Origin of the sequence: Prevotella pectinovora (assembly GCF_041323955.1) — a bacterium.
In the GTDB taxonomy this organism is placed as follows: domain Bacteria; phylum Bacteroidota; class Bacteroidia; order Bacteroidales; family Bacteroidaceae; genus Prevotella; species Prevotella pectinovora.
Genome location: NZ_JBGLIV010000001.1, coordinates 244612 through 258668, shown reverse-complemented (window position 1 = coordinate 258668; position 14057 = coordinate 244612). Strand labels below are relative to the sequence as shown.

Sequence of the window (14057 nt, the reverse complement as noted above, 5' to 3'; positions counted from 1 at the left end):
TTATTGGTCAAGCGGATAGGGGAAAGAATAATGTTCAATACCAAAAGCGCGAAATTCACCATTGATAAAAGATACTTTCCAAGGATGGTAAGCCTTCAACAGCCGAGTCATTTCTTCGGCAAGTTGCTGATTGTCGCCGGGCTTGAGGACCTTAACTTCACATTCTACAAGATTACCGTGCATATCAACTCGTGCTTGTCGGATACTGAATATGATGCGTTTGACATTGGCGAGTTCGGGATACTTTTCTGTTTTCAAAGGAAATAACTTCCGTATGTCTGTATTCCTCGTGACTTTATCAAATGCGAAACCGTCAACAACATAGTTGTGATAATCTTTTTTTCCAATGACCTTTCCCTCACGAATTGTAAAGATTTGTTCACGTTCGTAGTTTCGTTCAAAGCCCATGTGCTGATAGTAAATAATTTTCCCCGTAGCCACACGAATGTCGTCAGTCAGCCAACTGGCCACAATACGCTCTCCTTCGACAAAATTCTTGAATACACGAAGTAATGTGTCGTTTGGAATGCGCTCACCTGTAATTTTGCGACTATTTATATCATAGTGTTCACATCGTATACTGTCGAGGTAGAATACGTCCTCCTCAATGCTCCAATATGAGGTGAAGCCATCCATGTTGGCTGTAGTAATATGGTGTTCTGCAGGTAGCACAGCCTTCAAGTGATGGTACAACAAAGAATCTCTGCATACAGGCCTGTCCAACAACGCCCAACGAGTACCATTAATATAAATAGCATCACTGTCTTTACCAGTCGCATAAGCAACGGTCGTTAATAACAGAAATTGAATACATATTAAGATCTTTTTCATAACGCTAAAATCCGATTTATCTGTCTTTTATCTCTATCTTTTTTATCACCTTGGCTGGAACGCCACCAACAATGGTATTCGGTTCAACGTCCTTTGTCACTACTGCACCAGCAGCTACTACGGCTCCATCGCCGATAGTTACTCCAGCAAGAACGGTGGCATTGGCTCCAATCCATACGTTTTTGCCGATGTGAATTGGTGCATAGCTCATGCTCTGACGGTTGGCCGGGTCAAGGTCGTGATTGATGGTTGCCAGCACGACGTTGTGACCGATGGAGCGCCCTCGTCAATGGTGATACCGCCCTGATCCTGGAACTTACAGCCCATGTTGATGAAGACCCGTTCACCAACGATGGTGTTCTTGCCGCAATCGGTATGAAACGGAGGAAACATGCCTACCGTCTTGGGTACCTCACGCCCCCAAAGCTGTTCCAGCAAATCGTGCAGCTGCTCTGGAGTATGGTACTTTCCGTTAATCTCAGCCGTTAACTTCAGAGCCTCCTGCGACAACAGATGAAACATCATGTGGACATCACCACCGCCAACAACGGGTTTGCCCGATGCCATGTAATCTCGAAATTCTTGTATTGTCATTGTTCTTTATTTTTCTTTTGTGGATTTATAATTCAATCACATTCTGACAAATACTTTGAGCGAATAGCCTTTGGAAGTTTCGATGCAATGAGTTGGTATGACTCTTTTATCAACCCCTTTACTATTGTTTCGTCCATTTCTTCATAATAGACATCGCTCCAGTGGGTCTTGTTCCAATGATATGCAGGTGTCACGGCAGTGAATTGTTCTCTAAGTTCGATATTCCTGTCTGGTGACAGTTTCAAGGCAATTCTTGAAACTCCGTCCTTCATATCATATCGGCCACCGCCTAACCATAGGCAGACGAATATCTTTCCCTCCAAGCGGAAGTTAAGGATGTCTTCACCAAACGCTTGGTCTTCGGTCACTCCTGCGAGAGACAGCGTGTATTCTCTGACTTGCTCGATATTCATACCCACTCAAAATTTACTTCTCCTGCACCAATTTCAAAGTGGTATTTGGCAATGCCCAAGTCCATCTTTGTATAGCCAATCATGGAAAATCCCTTCTTGGCTCTTATCAGATGACAGTTGTTCTTCACTCCAACGTGTTCAAACGAAAACTTCTGTTGATTCACGGCTGTAGGAGCAAGCAAAGCTGCTTCAACACCTTTCTTAAACCATGACGGAGTGATGTCACTGGCATTGCTCACTTGCTCAACGGTTTTGATCTTATGGCCTACACCTTGTGTCTCACCATAGCCTATGGCAATATAACAGGCAATCTTCTCGCCTTCTTCAAGCACATAGGTTCCTGGCACCTTTGAATAGCTGAGTCCAACCCAACAGGTGTTCAAGCCCAGTGTTTGGGCAAGTAAGACTAGATGCTCACCATAATAGCCTATACGCTCGTCAAGGTCTTCGGCTTTCTTTCCTGCCATGACCAGATAGTTGTTGACATTACGGAACTTTCCGTATTTGGCCATAGTCCCTTGGAATGCCTTCGGCTCATTGCATATCAACTGAATATGGAGTTGACCCTCATTGTTCAACTTCACAAGTTCATCTTCAAGCAACTTGACGATTTCCTCGCTCAATGGCAGGTCTTTGTAAGCCCTTACACTATGTCGGGCTTCTATAGCTTCCTGCATTGTCATATTTTTGATGATATATTACTATTCATTATTATATGTCTTTTTGCTACATTAAGATACATACCGCTACATTTTCGCTACATTGATTTATTGTCGTTATAGAATGTAAGTCGTTGTGTATCAGTCTCGCTACATCATGCTACGTATTTTTTTCATTTAAGTGAGCGTTGGAATACCTGTTCAAACACATCCATTTCTCGCTTGGCTATACCCAGGCGAGTGGCTATGGACTTCCAATGCTTTACACCAGCCTTCACTTCTTCGATGATATACACGGCTTCGTCTTTGCCTATCATATACTCCTCCGAGGAATCAAGCAACACCTGAAGGTCTGCATAATTCGTTGTGGAGTTGATAAGCAAAGCCTGGTATTCATTCAGAGTCGGATTCATATCATATGCCGGTGATAGCGTCCAGCCACGTGGAGTCAGCAGGAATCCGTGGTTGCGGAAATGGTCATCGCTATTGCCGATGGCTATATTGAATGCCACTCGACGATAGAGTTGACGAAGGTTCTGCTCTACGTCACAGCAGTTCTGGAGGATGAAGTCCACGATGTCCAGATAGCCGTTGCCCGACTTGGCATCACAGCCATCAGTCAAGCCCAACAAGGTCATGGCTGATGCGAAATGCTTTCTTCGTCCTTCAACTGTCCTATCGAAACGCTTGGAGAGCAAGGCATGATATTTCTTGCCTGTCTCAATGACGCTAGTCTCTGCTGCTTCGACTCCAGCCTCTTTTGCCAACAGATGACTGAGGTGTTCCCAAAGGCCTACATCATAGTCATCGTTCCTTGACGGGAACTTGGCTACGCAAATCCGGCCTTCATCATTCATCACTCCAGCCTTGGAGCGGGCACCGCCAAGCGAAGTGCCAGGATGGACTAATTGCAAGAGCCATTTCTTCTCTGGCAACTGATTCAGTTCCTCGCTCTTCTCAATTTCCATGCTGGCTGCCACCAAAGCCCTAATGTCGGTCAAAGGGGGAATACGAAGCGATTTCTCACAATTGATGTACTCTCCATCTTGTTTTTCCTTAAAGCGGAAACCACCCATACGAGAATAGTCATCGATACCAATGAGGTAATCAAATGACGAAAGCTTACGTACGGGGCGTTTCTCTTCCGTGGCAAGGATTTGTTCGCGACGGTTAAGCAGCAATCTTCCCCAACGGTCAGGCAAGGCATCGTTGAAGCAGCCGAAGATGTCCCTGTCCGGCTGAGTGTATTGCTGGCCTGGATAGTTGTTGATGTCGGCACTCAGATAGAGGCTGCCATACTGACGGAGCCAGTCGTTATCATACTTGAACGAATAGGAGTCTGAGCCACGAAGGGATTCATAGCCAAGTTCACCAACCAGCATTGGTTCGTCAAGCCAGTCGAAGTCCGCATATACATAGAGTGTCTTCATACCTTATTGTTTCTTAGAGGCACGTTCACGATGTTTCAGCGCAAGATCCTGTAAGGCCCGCCCCATCTCATCCTTCTGTGCCAACAACAGGATGTCATCATCCAGCTGTAGGGCATAGAGCACACGGAGATAGATGCCTATCGCTACTGTCGGAGTTCCTTTTTCTATCCTCGAAACGGTCAGAGGAGAACAGGTAGCCCGTTCTGCAACCTGTACTACACTAAGATTACGACGCAAACGAGCCAGTTTGATTTGCTCACCTACGGTCTGCATCTTCTGTTCCAGTTTTCGGGGCAACTTATTGCCCATTGTTGTCTTGCTCATATTGATACTCAACTTATATTTACGAGTGCAAAGATACAACAATTTCTTTATTTTATGATATGTTATGATATAAAAAATAATTACAATAGGGCTTTTTTAACAATTTGGGGTCGTCTTTGGAACAAAAAGTATACTCCCGAGACAGAACATCGCATCACATCCCTAGAAATCCACGGCAATATCTTTTCGCATTACTGCATCGGCAAGTGAATGGTATAAAAAAGCTTGGATGTCAATTAAATGTCACATAAATATTATAATTTGGGAGCCTCTATTTTTCCTTACTGACATGCAAGAATAGTTATAACTTGTTGGCGGAATTAAGTTATGTTGATAGATATAAGTAAAAGTTGCCAATATCGATGATTCTCAGTAAAAACAAGAATTTCCGAAAAAACTGTCAGACCATCTGGTTTTTGGTTGTAACATTCTGACAGACAGACAGTTGACCACCTGACGATTGTCAGCCAATTGTCTGGATGGTTTGCTGATGGAAGGGGCGATATTTTTTGAGACTCTATACAATAGCATCGCGGATACGTTTACGGACCGTATATACTGGCATCGCGGATACGCTTACAATTGTCAGATGTAAGGAATTGTATGCGTTGGCAGAATTCCGGGAACAGGAATATGGGTATTACGACATTAACTTATTGGGCATCTGCCTGACTACAATTATGCCCATCCGGGGTAAGCAGCGTGCCCATGATGGGCAAGCACCTTGCCCCAGTTGGGCAAGCAGCGTGCCCCAGTTGGGCAGAATTGATGTCAGACAGATGCCCCAAAACTTCATTTCCTCTCATCAGCAAACCATCCAGACAATTCAAAACAACCATCTGGTCGCGAACAGTCTGTACGTCAATGCGTTACGGCGAAAACCTGATAATCTGACAGTTTTGACTGTTTTTTTGGAAATATCACATTTATGGCGAATTGGGGGTAAATTCACATCCTCCAAATCAGCCGCACCCTTGAACATAGGAGCAACCCCTTCCGGAATATGATGCAATCTATCTGCACTGCCAGAAAAAAAAGGGTCGTATCAAACTCTGTATTGAGTAATGATACGACCCTTTCTTTAGTCTTTTAGGATGCTCAAATTTCAAATTATAAGTTCATATTTTCAAAAAATGAGTTTTGACACACCCTCTTTGCGTATTTAGGGCCTTTGTGGGGCGGCTGGTCGTGGTTGCAAGTTAGAAATTGTTGGCTTGCAACTCGAAGTAGCTCTGGGGATGAGCGCACACGGGGCATACCTTAGGTGCCTGTTTGCCTACCACCACATGACCGCAGTTGCGGCACACCCAGATGGCGTCTCCCTCACGACTGAAGACAAGGGCGTCCTCGATGTTCTGCAGCAACTTGCGGTAGCGCTCCTCGTGGTGCTTCTCGATGGCGCATACGCCACGGAACTTCTCGGCGATCTCGTGGAATCCCTCTTCCTCGGCTTCCCGGGCCATGCGGTCGTACATGTCGGTCCACTCGTAGTTCTCGCCTTCTGCGGCAGCCTTCAGGTTCTCTCGTGTTGAGCGAACAGCGCCACCTTCAAGTAGCTTAAACCACATCTTGGCGTGCTCCTTCTCGTTGTTGGCCGTCTCCTCGAAGATGGCCGCAATCTGCTCGTAGCCATCCTTGCGAGCCTTGGAGGCGAAATAGGTGTACTTGTTGCGTGCCTGGCTCTCACCTGCGAAAGCCTCTTGCAAGTTCTTCTCAGTCTTGGTTCCTTTTAAGTCCTTCATAATGTTTTGTATTTTAATTGTAATTATTCCAAAAATTTTTCTGATACAAAAATAATGCGTTTTGCTCTTTCTTGCAAGTGATTTTAGACTTTTTAATAAAATAATTTTTACCAGTAACTATTCAGCGAAAGGGCATGGCGGGGTATCAAGCCTCAAATAAGGCTTGAATTGCATTGAACGGAGTCTTGTTGCGTTTCTTAGCTGTTTCAACGATTGAATGTAATTCAAAAAATGCATCTGCCCCAAAATCAGAACGGAATGTGCAGGAGTTCTTCAACTTGATTTTCAACTTGCGTATTCCACGCTCACTTCCATTATTGTCAGATGGTATCATTGGGTCTTCAAGGAAATTGAAGATGTAGTCACGACATTTTATCAGACCCTTTTTGAGTGTCTCAAACTTCTTGCCAAAATTGCTTATATTCAGTTTGAGCAGGTTGTCTAAGCTTGGCGGAGTGCTGCTGTTGCCGGAATTCTTCTTGGGCTTCTCGTATTTGGACAGACGCTCTTTAAGTATTGAATTTTCTTCGTCCTTCTTGCGCAGTTGACGATTCAGAGCTTCTATGTTACGGTTCAGTTTGGCAATCTCAGCATATTGCTGATTGATGGTTTCACGCATCAACCGCATCTCTGCCGTCATGTCTTGCAGCACTTTTGATATGTCCGTAACTTTCTCTTTCACAGGTGTAAAGATACGAAAAATATCCCACATACGCAAGAAATAGAGACACTTTGTTTTTCCTTTTTATAGGTCTTCTTGCAGTATATTTCAATCGTGGATTAAGGGTGCAGCCCTACCGCTGAATAGTTACTGGCTGGCATAATCCAAGGAAATTACTAGTTATTGACTATTAACGCCACAAAGATACACAGATAATCTGTATTCCGTCTTTCCCAACTGCGGCGGTATAGTCTCTCTATTGCCTTGCGAGGCTCAAGAGTCACTTACTCCTTTAATGGTAAAAATGCAGGTTCGAATCCTGTCCGCCGCTCAATGAGAGGTCTAAGAGATACTTACTCCTTTATGTATATTTCCTGCTTCGGCAGGCTAAACTTTCCAACCAGTATCTCAATTACCTCTATTTTATAAACAAGGTCAAGGTAAACATACTTCTCGCTTCTAAAGCAACTGATTTGTAATCCGTCCATGTTTGCCGATTACCTTTTAACCCAAATCGGCCATTAGGCCGTTCAATGGTAGTTTTTTACAACTGCTTGCAGTCTTTTGCTTTTTATAAGGTGCCTTTTGCCTGTTTTTAATTCGCAATAGCTCGCTATTACTCATTAAAAGACAAACAAAATCCACACTTCTAAAAATCCAAAATACAAGCAAGCCCTAATGACCGTTTTGGGTTTAACCTCAATCGGCCATTAGGTCTCTGACAGTATGATGACCGTTTGTGGGTTTTAAAGCTTGCCTGAATTTTGATTGTTAGATGGATTTTATCAGACCGATTAATGTAGTATTTTATACGTGGAAGAATATCTGAAATCACTTTCCATATTGAATATATATCGGTAAGTCGTGGAAATCATCTGTTTTTGAGACATTTCCACGACTTACCGATATATTTTTATATCTTTGCAGATATATTACACAAATATTGTGTGGGTGAGCATATCTTATCCCAAACAGTATTGACGCATAATAATCCAATGATTATAGCATGAAGAAGATACTTTTCCTACACGGTTTTTTCGCCACAGGCAGTTGTCCGATGGCGATGGCATTGAAAGAGGCTTTCAATGGGACGGCGGTGGTGCTGACTCCCGACCTCCCGTTGCATCCAAAGGAGGCACTGAAGGAGATCCGCTCCATCATCGACTGCGAGCAGCCAGACCTGCTTCTGGGCAACAGCTGCGGCTCTTTCCTAGCCCAGATGCTGGCTCCCGTGGTGGGCATTCCTGCCCTGCTCGGCAATCCGTATTTCATGATGACGGAGTTTCTGAAGGAGCGAATCGGCGAGCATGAATACAAGGCTCCGAGAAAGGACGGCAACCAGCGGCTGGTGATTGACGAGGCGCTGATCGGGGAGTTTGCAGAACTGGAAGCCGTGCAGTTTGACCATTGCGACCCATATTATAAGGATCGTGTGTGGGGACTTTTTGGTGATAATGACGCCATCGCCCACTTCTGTCCGCTCTTTCTGGAGCACTACAACCACGCCTTCCATTTCCCTGGCGGGCATACGCCTACCGAGCAGGAGGTAAAGACATGGTACGCTCCCCTTGCCCAGAAAATGATGATGGAATTTTCGGCAAAGGAAGAAAGATTTATCAAAACAATATAAAAGAATAATCTAATGCGCATAATAGGAAACTTACTTTGGTTGCTCTTCGGAGGTCTCAAAGCTGCCATCGTTTATTTCACTGGCAGTCTGGTTCTTGCATGTACCATCATCGGCATCCCCTTTGCTATACAGACATTCAAGATTGGTCTGCTCTGCCTATGGCCTTTTGGCTCTACGGTAAAGAAAACGGATAGTCCAACAGGTTGCATTCGCATTCCGCTGAATTTATTCTGGCTGATTTTCGGAGGTTTGTGGGCTTGCCTCGTGCATCTGTTCTTCGGTTTTATCTTATGTATCACCATCATCGGCATTCCATGGGGAAAACAACATTTCAAGATGGCAGGGCTTTCGCTCGCACCATTCGGCAAGGATGTGGAGTTGGGATTTTAAAGTGGTAAGAAAAGAAGTTTAAAGAAATATGGCTATGACTATTGATACAACAAACCTCTGTTCGCATCTTCAAAAAAAGTTGTTTGAACCAGAGGGAATATATTATCCTATCTGGCAAGCCATGCAGAATGATGAGGAGTTGACAGCCGTAGTTCGCTCACGACAGCTTCATATTTATCGTAATGGCAAGAAGATTCTCATTCTCGCTGGCAAGGCTCAGCCGAAGATTATCAGAGAGGATAAATTGAATGAATTGATAACAAAATAAAGAACGAAGTATATGAGCATTAAACCCAAATCGGTTATTAGGGCTTGCTTGGATTTTGTTATTTTAGAAGAGTGGATTTTGTTTGGCTTTTAATGAGTAATAGCGAGCTATTGCGAATTAAAAACAAGCAAAAGACACCTTATAAAAAACAAAAGACTGCAAGCAGTTATTAAAATTACACTTTAAACGTCCTAATGACCGATTTGGGTTAAAAAGAATGGGATTTATTGGAAGGGCATCAAGCGCCGGATAGGGAGATTCTTTGAGAAGGTGCACGAATGTATACTTATACTTATCTTTACCGACTGGCTGGGGTAAGCGCACATAGTAGATAGACTGCGTAAATAGACTGCAAAACATTGAAACAATCGGATGGAAACAGAAAGAATTTTACTTCGCCATTGGCAGGAATCGGATGCAGAGGCGCTCTTCAAGTACGCCTCCGACCCTGACGTAGGACCTCGTGCAGGATGGCCGGCGCATCAGTCTGAAGAGGAAAGTCGGGAGATAATCCGGACTTATTTCAATGATGACACGACATGGGCGATTGTGTTGAAAGAGACTGGCGAGGCTATAGGTTGCATCGGCTACTACACCCACACCACCAGCAACATCCCTATCGGAGAAAACGACTGCGAGGTGGGCTACTGGATAGGAAAGCCTTATTGGAACAAGGGAATCTGCACCGAAGCCTTGAAACTGATGCTCGACTTCTGCATCCACGAGAAGCATTTCGAAAACATCTGGGCAGACCACTTCACAGGCAATCCTGCATCAGGAAAGGTCATGGAGAAATGCGGCTTCGTCGATACTGGTATGTTGAATAAATGTAGTCAGCTCGTGGGTGGCGACAAGGATATGGTCAAGGTGTTTAAGTACAAAGGATAATAAACTGCAATAAAGGTAATATCTTCCGAAAGCCAGGTATACACTCTTTTGGAGAATGTACGTATCTTTGCACCCAAGAAATTTAGCCTTTTAAAAGGCTTAGGATTATGAAGGAAATATTCTTTAATACAATACAGGAGTTCAACGACTTCATTGGGGTGAAAACGCTTCATCCCTTAGTAAGCATTGCACGTGTAGAGAACACCGCTCCGATACAGGAGGCTGTGCATCACTACGGACTTTATGCCCTCTTTCTGAAGGAAAACAAGGGCTGCAAATTGTCATACGGCAGAACAGAATATGACTTTGACGAAATGACCGTCACTTCGTTTGCTCCAGGACAGTCGGTTAAAGTGAAACCTAATCCAGAAGTACCGCTTGCCAAATATACGGTATTGGCATTCCATCCCGAGTTGCTCAACCGCACTCAGCTTGGCAAGAACATCTCCCGATACGAGTTTTTCGACTATACAAGCAACGAAGCCCTACACCTATCCGCTGCCGAGGTAAACATCTTCCGTGATGTGCTCTCAATGATCAAGCAGGAACTTCAGCATCCTATAGATAGACATTCGCGTGAACTCATCGTTTCAAACATCGAGTTGCTGCTGAACTACTGCCTGCGCTTCTACGACCGACAGTTTATCACACGCGAGGAGATAAATCATTCGGTGGTAAGGAGGTTCGTCTCTCTGCTCGACGAATACATCGCCCAGCAAGCGGAGCGTGAAGGGCTGCCTACCGTAGCCTACTTTGCCGACAAATGCTGCTATTCGCCCAAATACTTCGGCGAATTGGTCAAGACCGAGACGGGCAGAACCGCTAAGAGTCTGATTAGCGACCGGCTGCTTTCTACAGCCCGCCAACTACTTGTTGATGAAACCCTCAGCATTACGCAAATCAGCCAGCACCTCGGCTTTGAGTATCCTCAGCACTTTGTCCGCTTTTTCAAGGCGCAGACGGGCAAGACTCCAAGCGAGTATCGCAAAACTGCATAGATAGTAAAGAAATATAATCATGGACAGATTATTCACATTTATAGCAATAGCCCTCATTTTTTGTGCAGGAAATCAAATAAAAGTAAAAGCAGAAATTATGGGCAAAGAGACAAAATTAGTACAGGATTGGGACAAGACTTTTCCTAAAAGCGAGAAGGTAAATCATGAGAAAGTGACATTCAAGACCCAATATGGTCTTACTCTTGCAGCCGACCTCTATATTCCGAAGAACGCTGAAGGAAAGTTGCCTGCCATTGCCGTGAGCGGTCCTTTTGGAGCCGTCAAGGAGCAATGTTCAGGTCTCTATGCACAGACCATGGCAGAGCGTGGATTCGTCACCATCGCTTTCGACCCTTCGTTTACAGGCGAATCTTCTGGCGAACCTCGTCGTACGGCTTCTCCCGACATCAATACGGAAGACTTTCTGGCTGCTGTAGATTATCTCAGCATGCGAAATGATGTAGATGCAGGGCGAATCGCCATCATTGGCATTTGCGGCTGGGGCGGAATCGCTCTGAATGCAGCAGCTCAAGACCCTCGCATCAAGGCTACTGCGGCTATAACAATGTATGACATGAGTCGAGTAAACGGGAATGGTTACTTTGACGCAGATGACAGCGAAGAAAAGCGATATTCGACACGAAAGGCATGGGCAGAAGCTCGCACGGCCGACCTCAAGAACAGTACATTTACTATGGCTGGCGGCGTGGTTGACCCATTGCCGGAGGATGCTCCGCAGTTTGTAAAAGACTATTACGCCTATTACAAAACGCCACGTGGCTATCATAAGCGTTCGGGCAACTCAAACGAAGGTTGGCGCACCACCGGTTGCCAGGCTTACGCCAACACCCGTTTTCTCTATTACATCAACGAAATCCGTTCGGCAGTCCTCATCGTGCATGGAGAGAAAGCACATTCCCGTTACTTCGGAGAAAGTGCCTTCAGATATATGATGGATGGAAAAGCGGAAGGCTACGACTTCGTACGAAAGCCCAACCCGGTTCCAGCCAACAAACAACTGCTCATTATCCCAGGAGCCTCTCATTGCGACCTATACGATGGTGGTGGGAAAGGATTGATTCCTTGGGACAACATCGAGGAGTTCCTGAAGAAGAATTTAAAAAGATAATACAATGAAGAAAGTAATAATCATCTCTACCAGTTTGCGTACTGGTTCAAACAGCGACATGCTCGCTAATCAGTTTATTGAAGGTGCCAAGGCTGCAGGTCATGAAGTGGAAAAGATTTCGCTTGCAGAAAAGGACATCAAGTTTTGTAAAGGCTGTTTGGCTTGTCAGAAATTGGGCAAGTGTGTCATCAAGGATGATGCAAACGACATTATGCAGAAAGTGCTGAATGCCGATGTGGTTTGCTGGGCAACACCTATATATTATTATGAGATGAGCGGACAGATGAAGACCCTCATCGACCGCATGAATGCTTTGTACTCGCTCGACTACAAATTCCGAGATGTTTACATGCTCACTACTGCTGCCGAGGATGAACCAGAAGTACCGAAACGTGCTGAAGCAGGATTGACTGGATGGATTGACTGTTACCCTAAGAGTCATCTTGCTGGCACGCTGTTCTGCGGAGGTGTTGACGCGCCACGCACTATTGAAGGCAACCAGAAATTGCAGGAAGCATACGAGTTAGGAAAATCTGTTTGAGGAATAACTATTAAGGAGGGCTTTTATGAAAGCTTTTGCAACATTCATTATATTAACAACGCTATCGCTCAATATTATGGCACAACAAAAAATAGTACAGACAGCTGGGCGCACCCAACTGGGGGAGTTTGCCCCGGAGTTCGCCCACCTCAACGACGATATCCTCTTTGGAGAAGTATGGAGCCGCAATGACCTGCTTTCATTGCGCGACCGCAGTTTGGTAACAATCACTTCGCTCATCAGCCAAGGAATCACCGACAGCTCGCTGAAATATCACTTGCAGTCGGCAAAGAATAACGGAATTACCCGCACGGAAGCGGCAGAGATCATCACCCACATCGCCTTCTATGCCGGTTGGCCAAAGGCATGGGCTGCCTTCAATCTGGCAAAGGAGGTATGGAACGAAGATGTGAAAGGCGAAGACGCCAAGGCTGCTTTCCAGCGCGAGATGATATTCCCTGTTGGCGAACCCAACACCGCTTATGCCAAGTACTTCAAGGGCAACAGTTATCTGGCGAAAATATCCGACAGTCAGATACCTTTCTTCAATGTTACCTTTGAGCCTGGTTGCCGTAACAACTGGCACACGCACCACGCTACAAGGGGTGGCGGGCAAATGCTGGTAGGTGTAGCCGGACGTGGCTGGTATCAGGAGGAAGGAAAGCCTGCACAGGAGATTCTCCCGGGCACAGTCATCCATATTCCTGCCAACGTGAAGCATTGGCATGGTGCCGCAAAAGACAGCTGGTTTGCTCACCTCGCCTTTGAAATACCTGGCGAGAACACATCCAACGAGTGGCAGGAGGCTGTGAGCGATGAGGAATATAACAAGATAAAATAAAAACTACCCGTTGGCGGAATTGATTTAAGTTGGTCGATATGAGCAAAAGTTGCCCATATCGCTGATTTTTAGTAAAAATGAGAATTTCAGAAAAACTGTCAGATTATCTGGTTTTTCGTTGTAACGTTCTGACAGACAGATAGTTGACTATCAAGCAATTGTCAGGCAATTGTCTGGATGGTTTGCTGATTAACCCCCAAACGTCATTAGGGTTTGCTTGGATTTTGCTTTTTTGAAGAGTGGATTTTGTTTGGATTTTAATGAGTAATAGCGGGCTAATGCGAATTAAAAACAGACAAAAGACGCTTTATAAAAAACAAAAGACTGCAAGCAGTATATAAAAATACATAAAACGGTCTAATGACGGATTTGGGCTAAAATTGGGCACGCTGCTTGCCCAACATGGGTAACGTGCTTGCCCATCATGGGCAACGTGCTTGCCCCTGTTGGGCAGATTTGCTGTCAGACAAATGCCCAAAAGTTAATGTTGTAATACCCATATTCCTGTTTTCTGGATTCAGCCGACTCCTACAATTCCTGTCGGCTGAATTCCTCACTTCTGACAAATCCTTCCATCTGACAATTACTTTCATCAGCAAACCATCCAGACAATTGGCTGACAATCGCCGGACAGTCAACCACTTGGTTATCAGAATATTACAGCCAAAAACCAGACAATCTGATGTTTTTTTACATTTTTGGGGTAATATGACATTTG

16 protein-coding genes and 1 pseudogene are annotated in these 14057 nt (G+C 44.9%); 8 read left to right on the top strand and 9 right to left on the bottom strand.

Translation table 11 applies throughout. From position 1 onward, the window contains the following. From ACDC99_RS01060 to ACDC99_RS01020, 9 genes and pseudogenes are all read right to left on the bottom strand, one after another. Positions 1-831, bottom strand: coding sequence for a hypothetical protein (locus ACDC99_RS01060; protein WP_370755442.1), 831 nt, complete (start codon positions 829-831; stop codon positions 1-3). Positions 832-847: 16 nt separating this feature from the next. Next, positions 848-1021 (bottom strand): annotated as a pseudogene (locus tag ACDC99_RS01055) (DapH/DapD/GlmU-related protein); the annotation flags it as partial. A gap of 17 nt (positions 1022-1038) precedes the next feature. After that, complete coding sequence (locus ACDC99_RS01050; protein WP_370755440.1) at positions 1039-1425, bottom strand: LbetaH domain-containing protein; 387 nt, start codon at positions 1423-1425, stop codon at positions 1039-1041. Positions 1426-1457: 32 nt separating this feature from the next. Beyond that, entirely contained in the window at positions 1458-1838 is a 381-nt protein-coding gene (locus ACDC99_RS01045) for an MmcQ/YjbR family DNA-binding protein (protein WP_308007385.1), read from the bottom strand. Then, positions 1835-2521: a nitroreductase family protein gene (locus ACDC99_RS01040; RefSeq protein ID WP_370755438.1), complete on the bottom strand. Its 687-nt coding sequence runs from the start codon at positions 2519-2521 to the stop codon at positions 1835-1837. Before ACDC99_RS01040 ends, ACDC99_RS01045 begins: the two co-directional genes overlap by 4 nt. A gap of 149 nt (positions 2522-2670) precedes the next feature. Next, positions 2671-3927: a type II toxin-antitoxin system HipA family toxin gene (locus tag ACDC99_RS01035; protein WP_370755436.1), complete on the bottom strand. Its 1257-nt coding sequence runs from the start codon at positions 3925-3927 to the stop codon at positions 2671-2673. Between the two features lie 3 nt (positions 3928-3930). Continuing rightward, positions 3931-4251: a helix-turn-helix domain-containing protein gene (locus ACDC99_RS01030; RefSeq protein WP_094383750.1), complete on the bottom strand. Its 321-nt coding sequence runs from the start codon at positions 4249-4251 to the stop codon at positions 3931-3933. Between the two features lie 1199 nt (positions 4252-5450). Then, positions 5451-5993: a rubrerythrin gene (rbr, locus tag ACDC99_RS01025; protein ID WP_287073727.1), complete on the bottom strand. Its 543-nt coding sequence runs from the start codon at positions 5991-5993 to the stop codon at positions 5451-5453. Positions 5994-6138: 145 nt separating this feature from the next. Continuing rightward, the gene (locus ACDC99_RS01020; RefSeq protein WP_462686417.1) at positions 6139-6612 is read right to left on the bottom strand and encodes an IS66 family transposase; all 474 of its coding nucleotides are present in this window, start codon (positions 6610-6612) and stop codon (positions 6139-6141) included. 1048 nt (positions 6613-7660) lie between these two features. On the opposite strand from ACDC99_RS01020, the gene ACDC99_RS01015 reads away from it, so the two are divergent. From ACDC99_RS01015 to ACDC99_RS00980, 8 genes are all read left to right on the top strand, one after another. Continuing rightward, positions 7661-8284, top strand: a complete 624-nt coding sequence (locus tag ACDC99_RS01015; RefSeq protein WP_370755431.1) for a YqiA/YcfP family alpha/beta fold hydrolase — start codon at positions 7661-7663, stop codon at positions 8282-8284. A gap of 12 nt (positions 8285-8296) precedes the next feature. Then, positions 8297-8674: a YccF domain-containing protein gene (locus ACDC99_RS01010; RefSeq protein ID WP_370755429.1), complete on the top strand. Its 378-nt coding sequence runs from the start codon at positions 8297-8299 to the stop codon at positions 8672-8674. Between the two features lie 34 nt (positions 8675-8708). Further along, entirely contained in the window at positions 8709-8942 is a 234-nt protein-coding gene (locus tag ACDC99_RS01005) for a hypothetical protein (protein WP_044066305.1), read from the top strand. 372 nt (positions 8943-9314) lie between these two features. Next, the gene (locus ACDC99_RS01000) at positions 9315-9830 is read left to right on the top strand and encodes a GNAT family N-acetyltransferase (protein ID WP_370755426.1); all 516 of its coding nucleotides are present in this window, start codon (positions 9315-9317) and stop codon (positions 9828-9830) included. 107 nt (positions 9831-9937) lie between these two features. Continuing rightward, positions 9938-10828 carry a helix-turn-helix domain-containing protein gene (locus tag ACDC99_RS00995; RefSeq protein ID WP_370755424.1) on the top strand — a complete coding sequence of 297 codons (891 nt, stop codon included), beginning with the start codon at positions 9938-9940 and terminating at the stop codon, positions 10826-10828. Between the two features lie 97 nt (positions 10829-10925). Further along, positions 10926-11957 (top strand): alpha/beta hydrolase, encoded by a 1032-nt coding sequence (locus tag ACDC99_RS00990; RefSeq protein WP_370755422.1) that lies wholly within the window; start codon positions 10926-10928, stop codon positions 11955-11957. Between the two features lie 4 nt (positions 11958-11961). Then, positions 11962-12498, top strand: a complete 537-nt coding sequence (locus ACDC99_RS00985) for a flavodoxin family protein (RefSeq protein ID WP_042519724.1) — start codon at positions 11962-11964, stop codon at positions 12496-12498. A 25-nt stretch (positions 12499-12523) separates the two neighbouring features. Then, positions 12524-13339: a carboxymuconolactone decarboxylase family protein gene (locus ACDC99_RS00980; protein WP_370755420.1), complete on the top strand. Its 816-nt coding sequence runs from the start codon at positions 12524-12526 to the stop codon at positions 13337-13339. Positions 13340-14057: the final 718 nt, after the last annotated feature.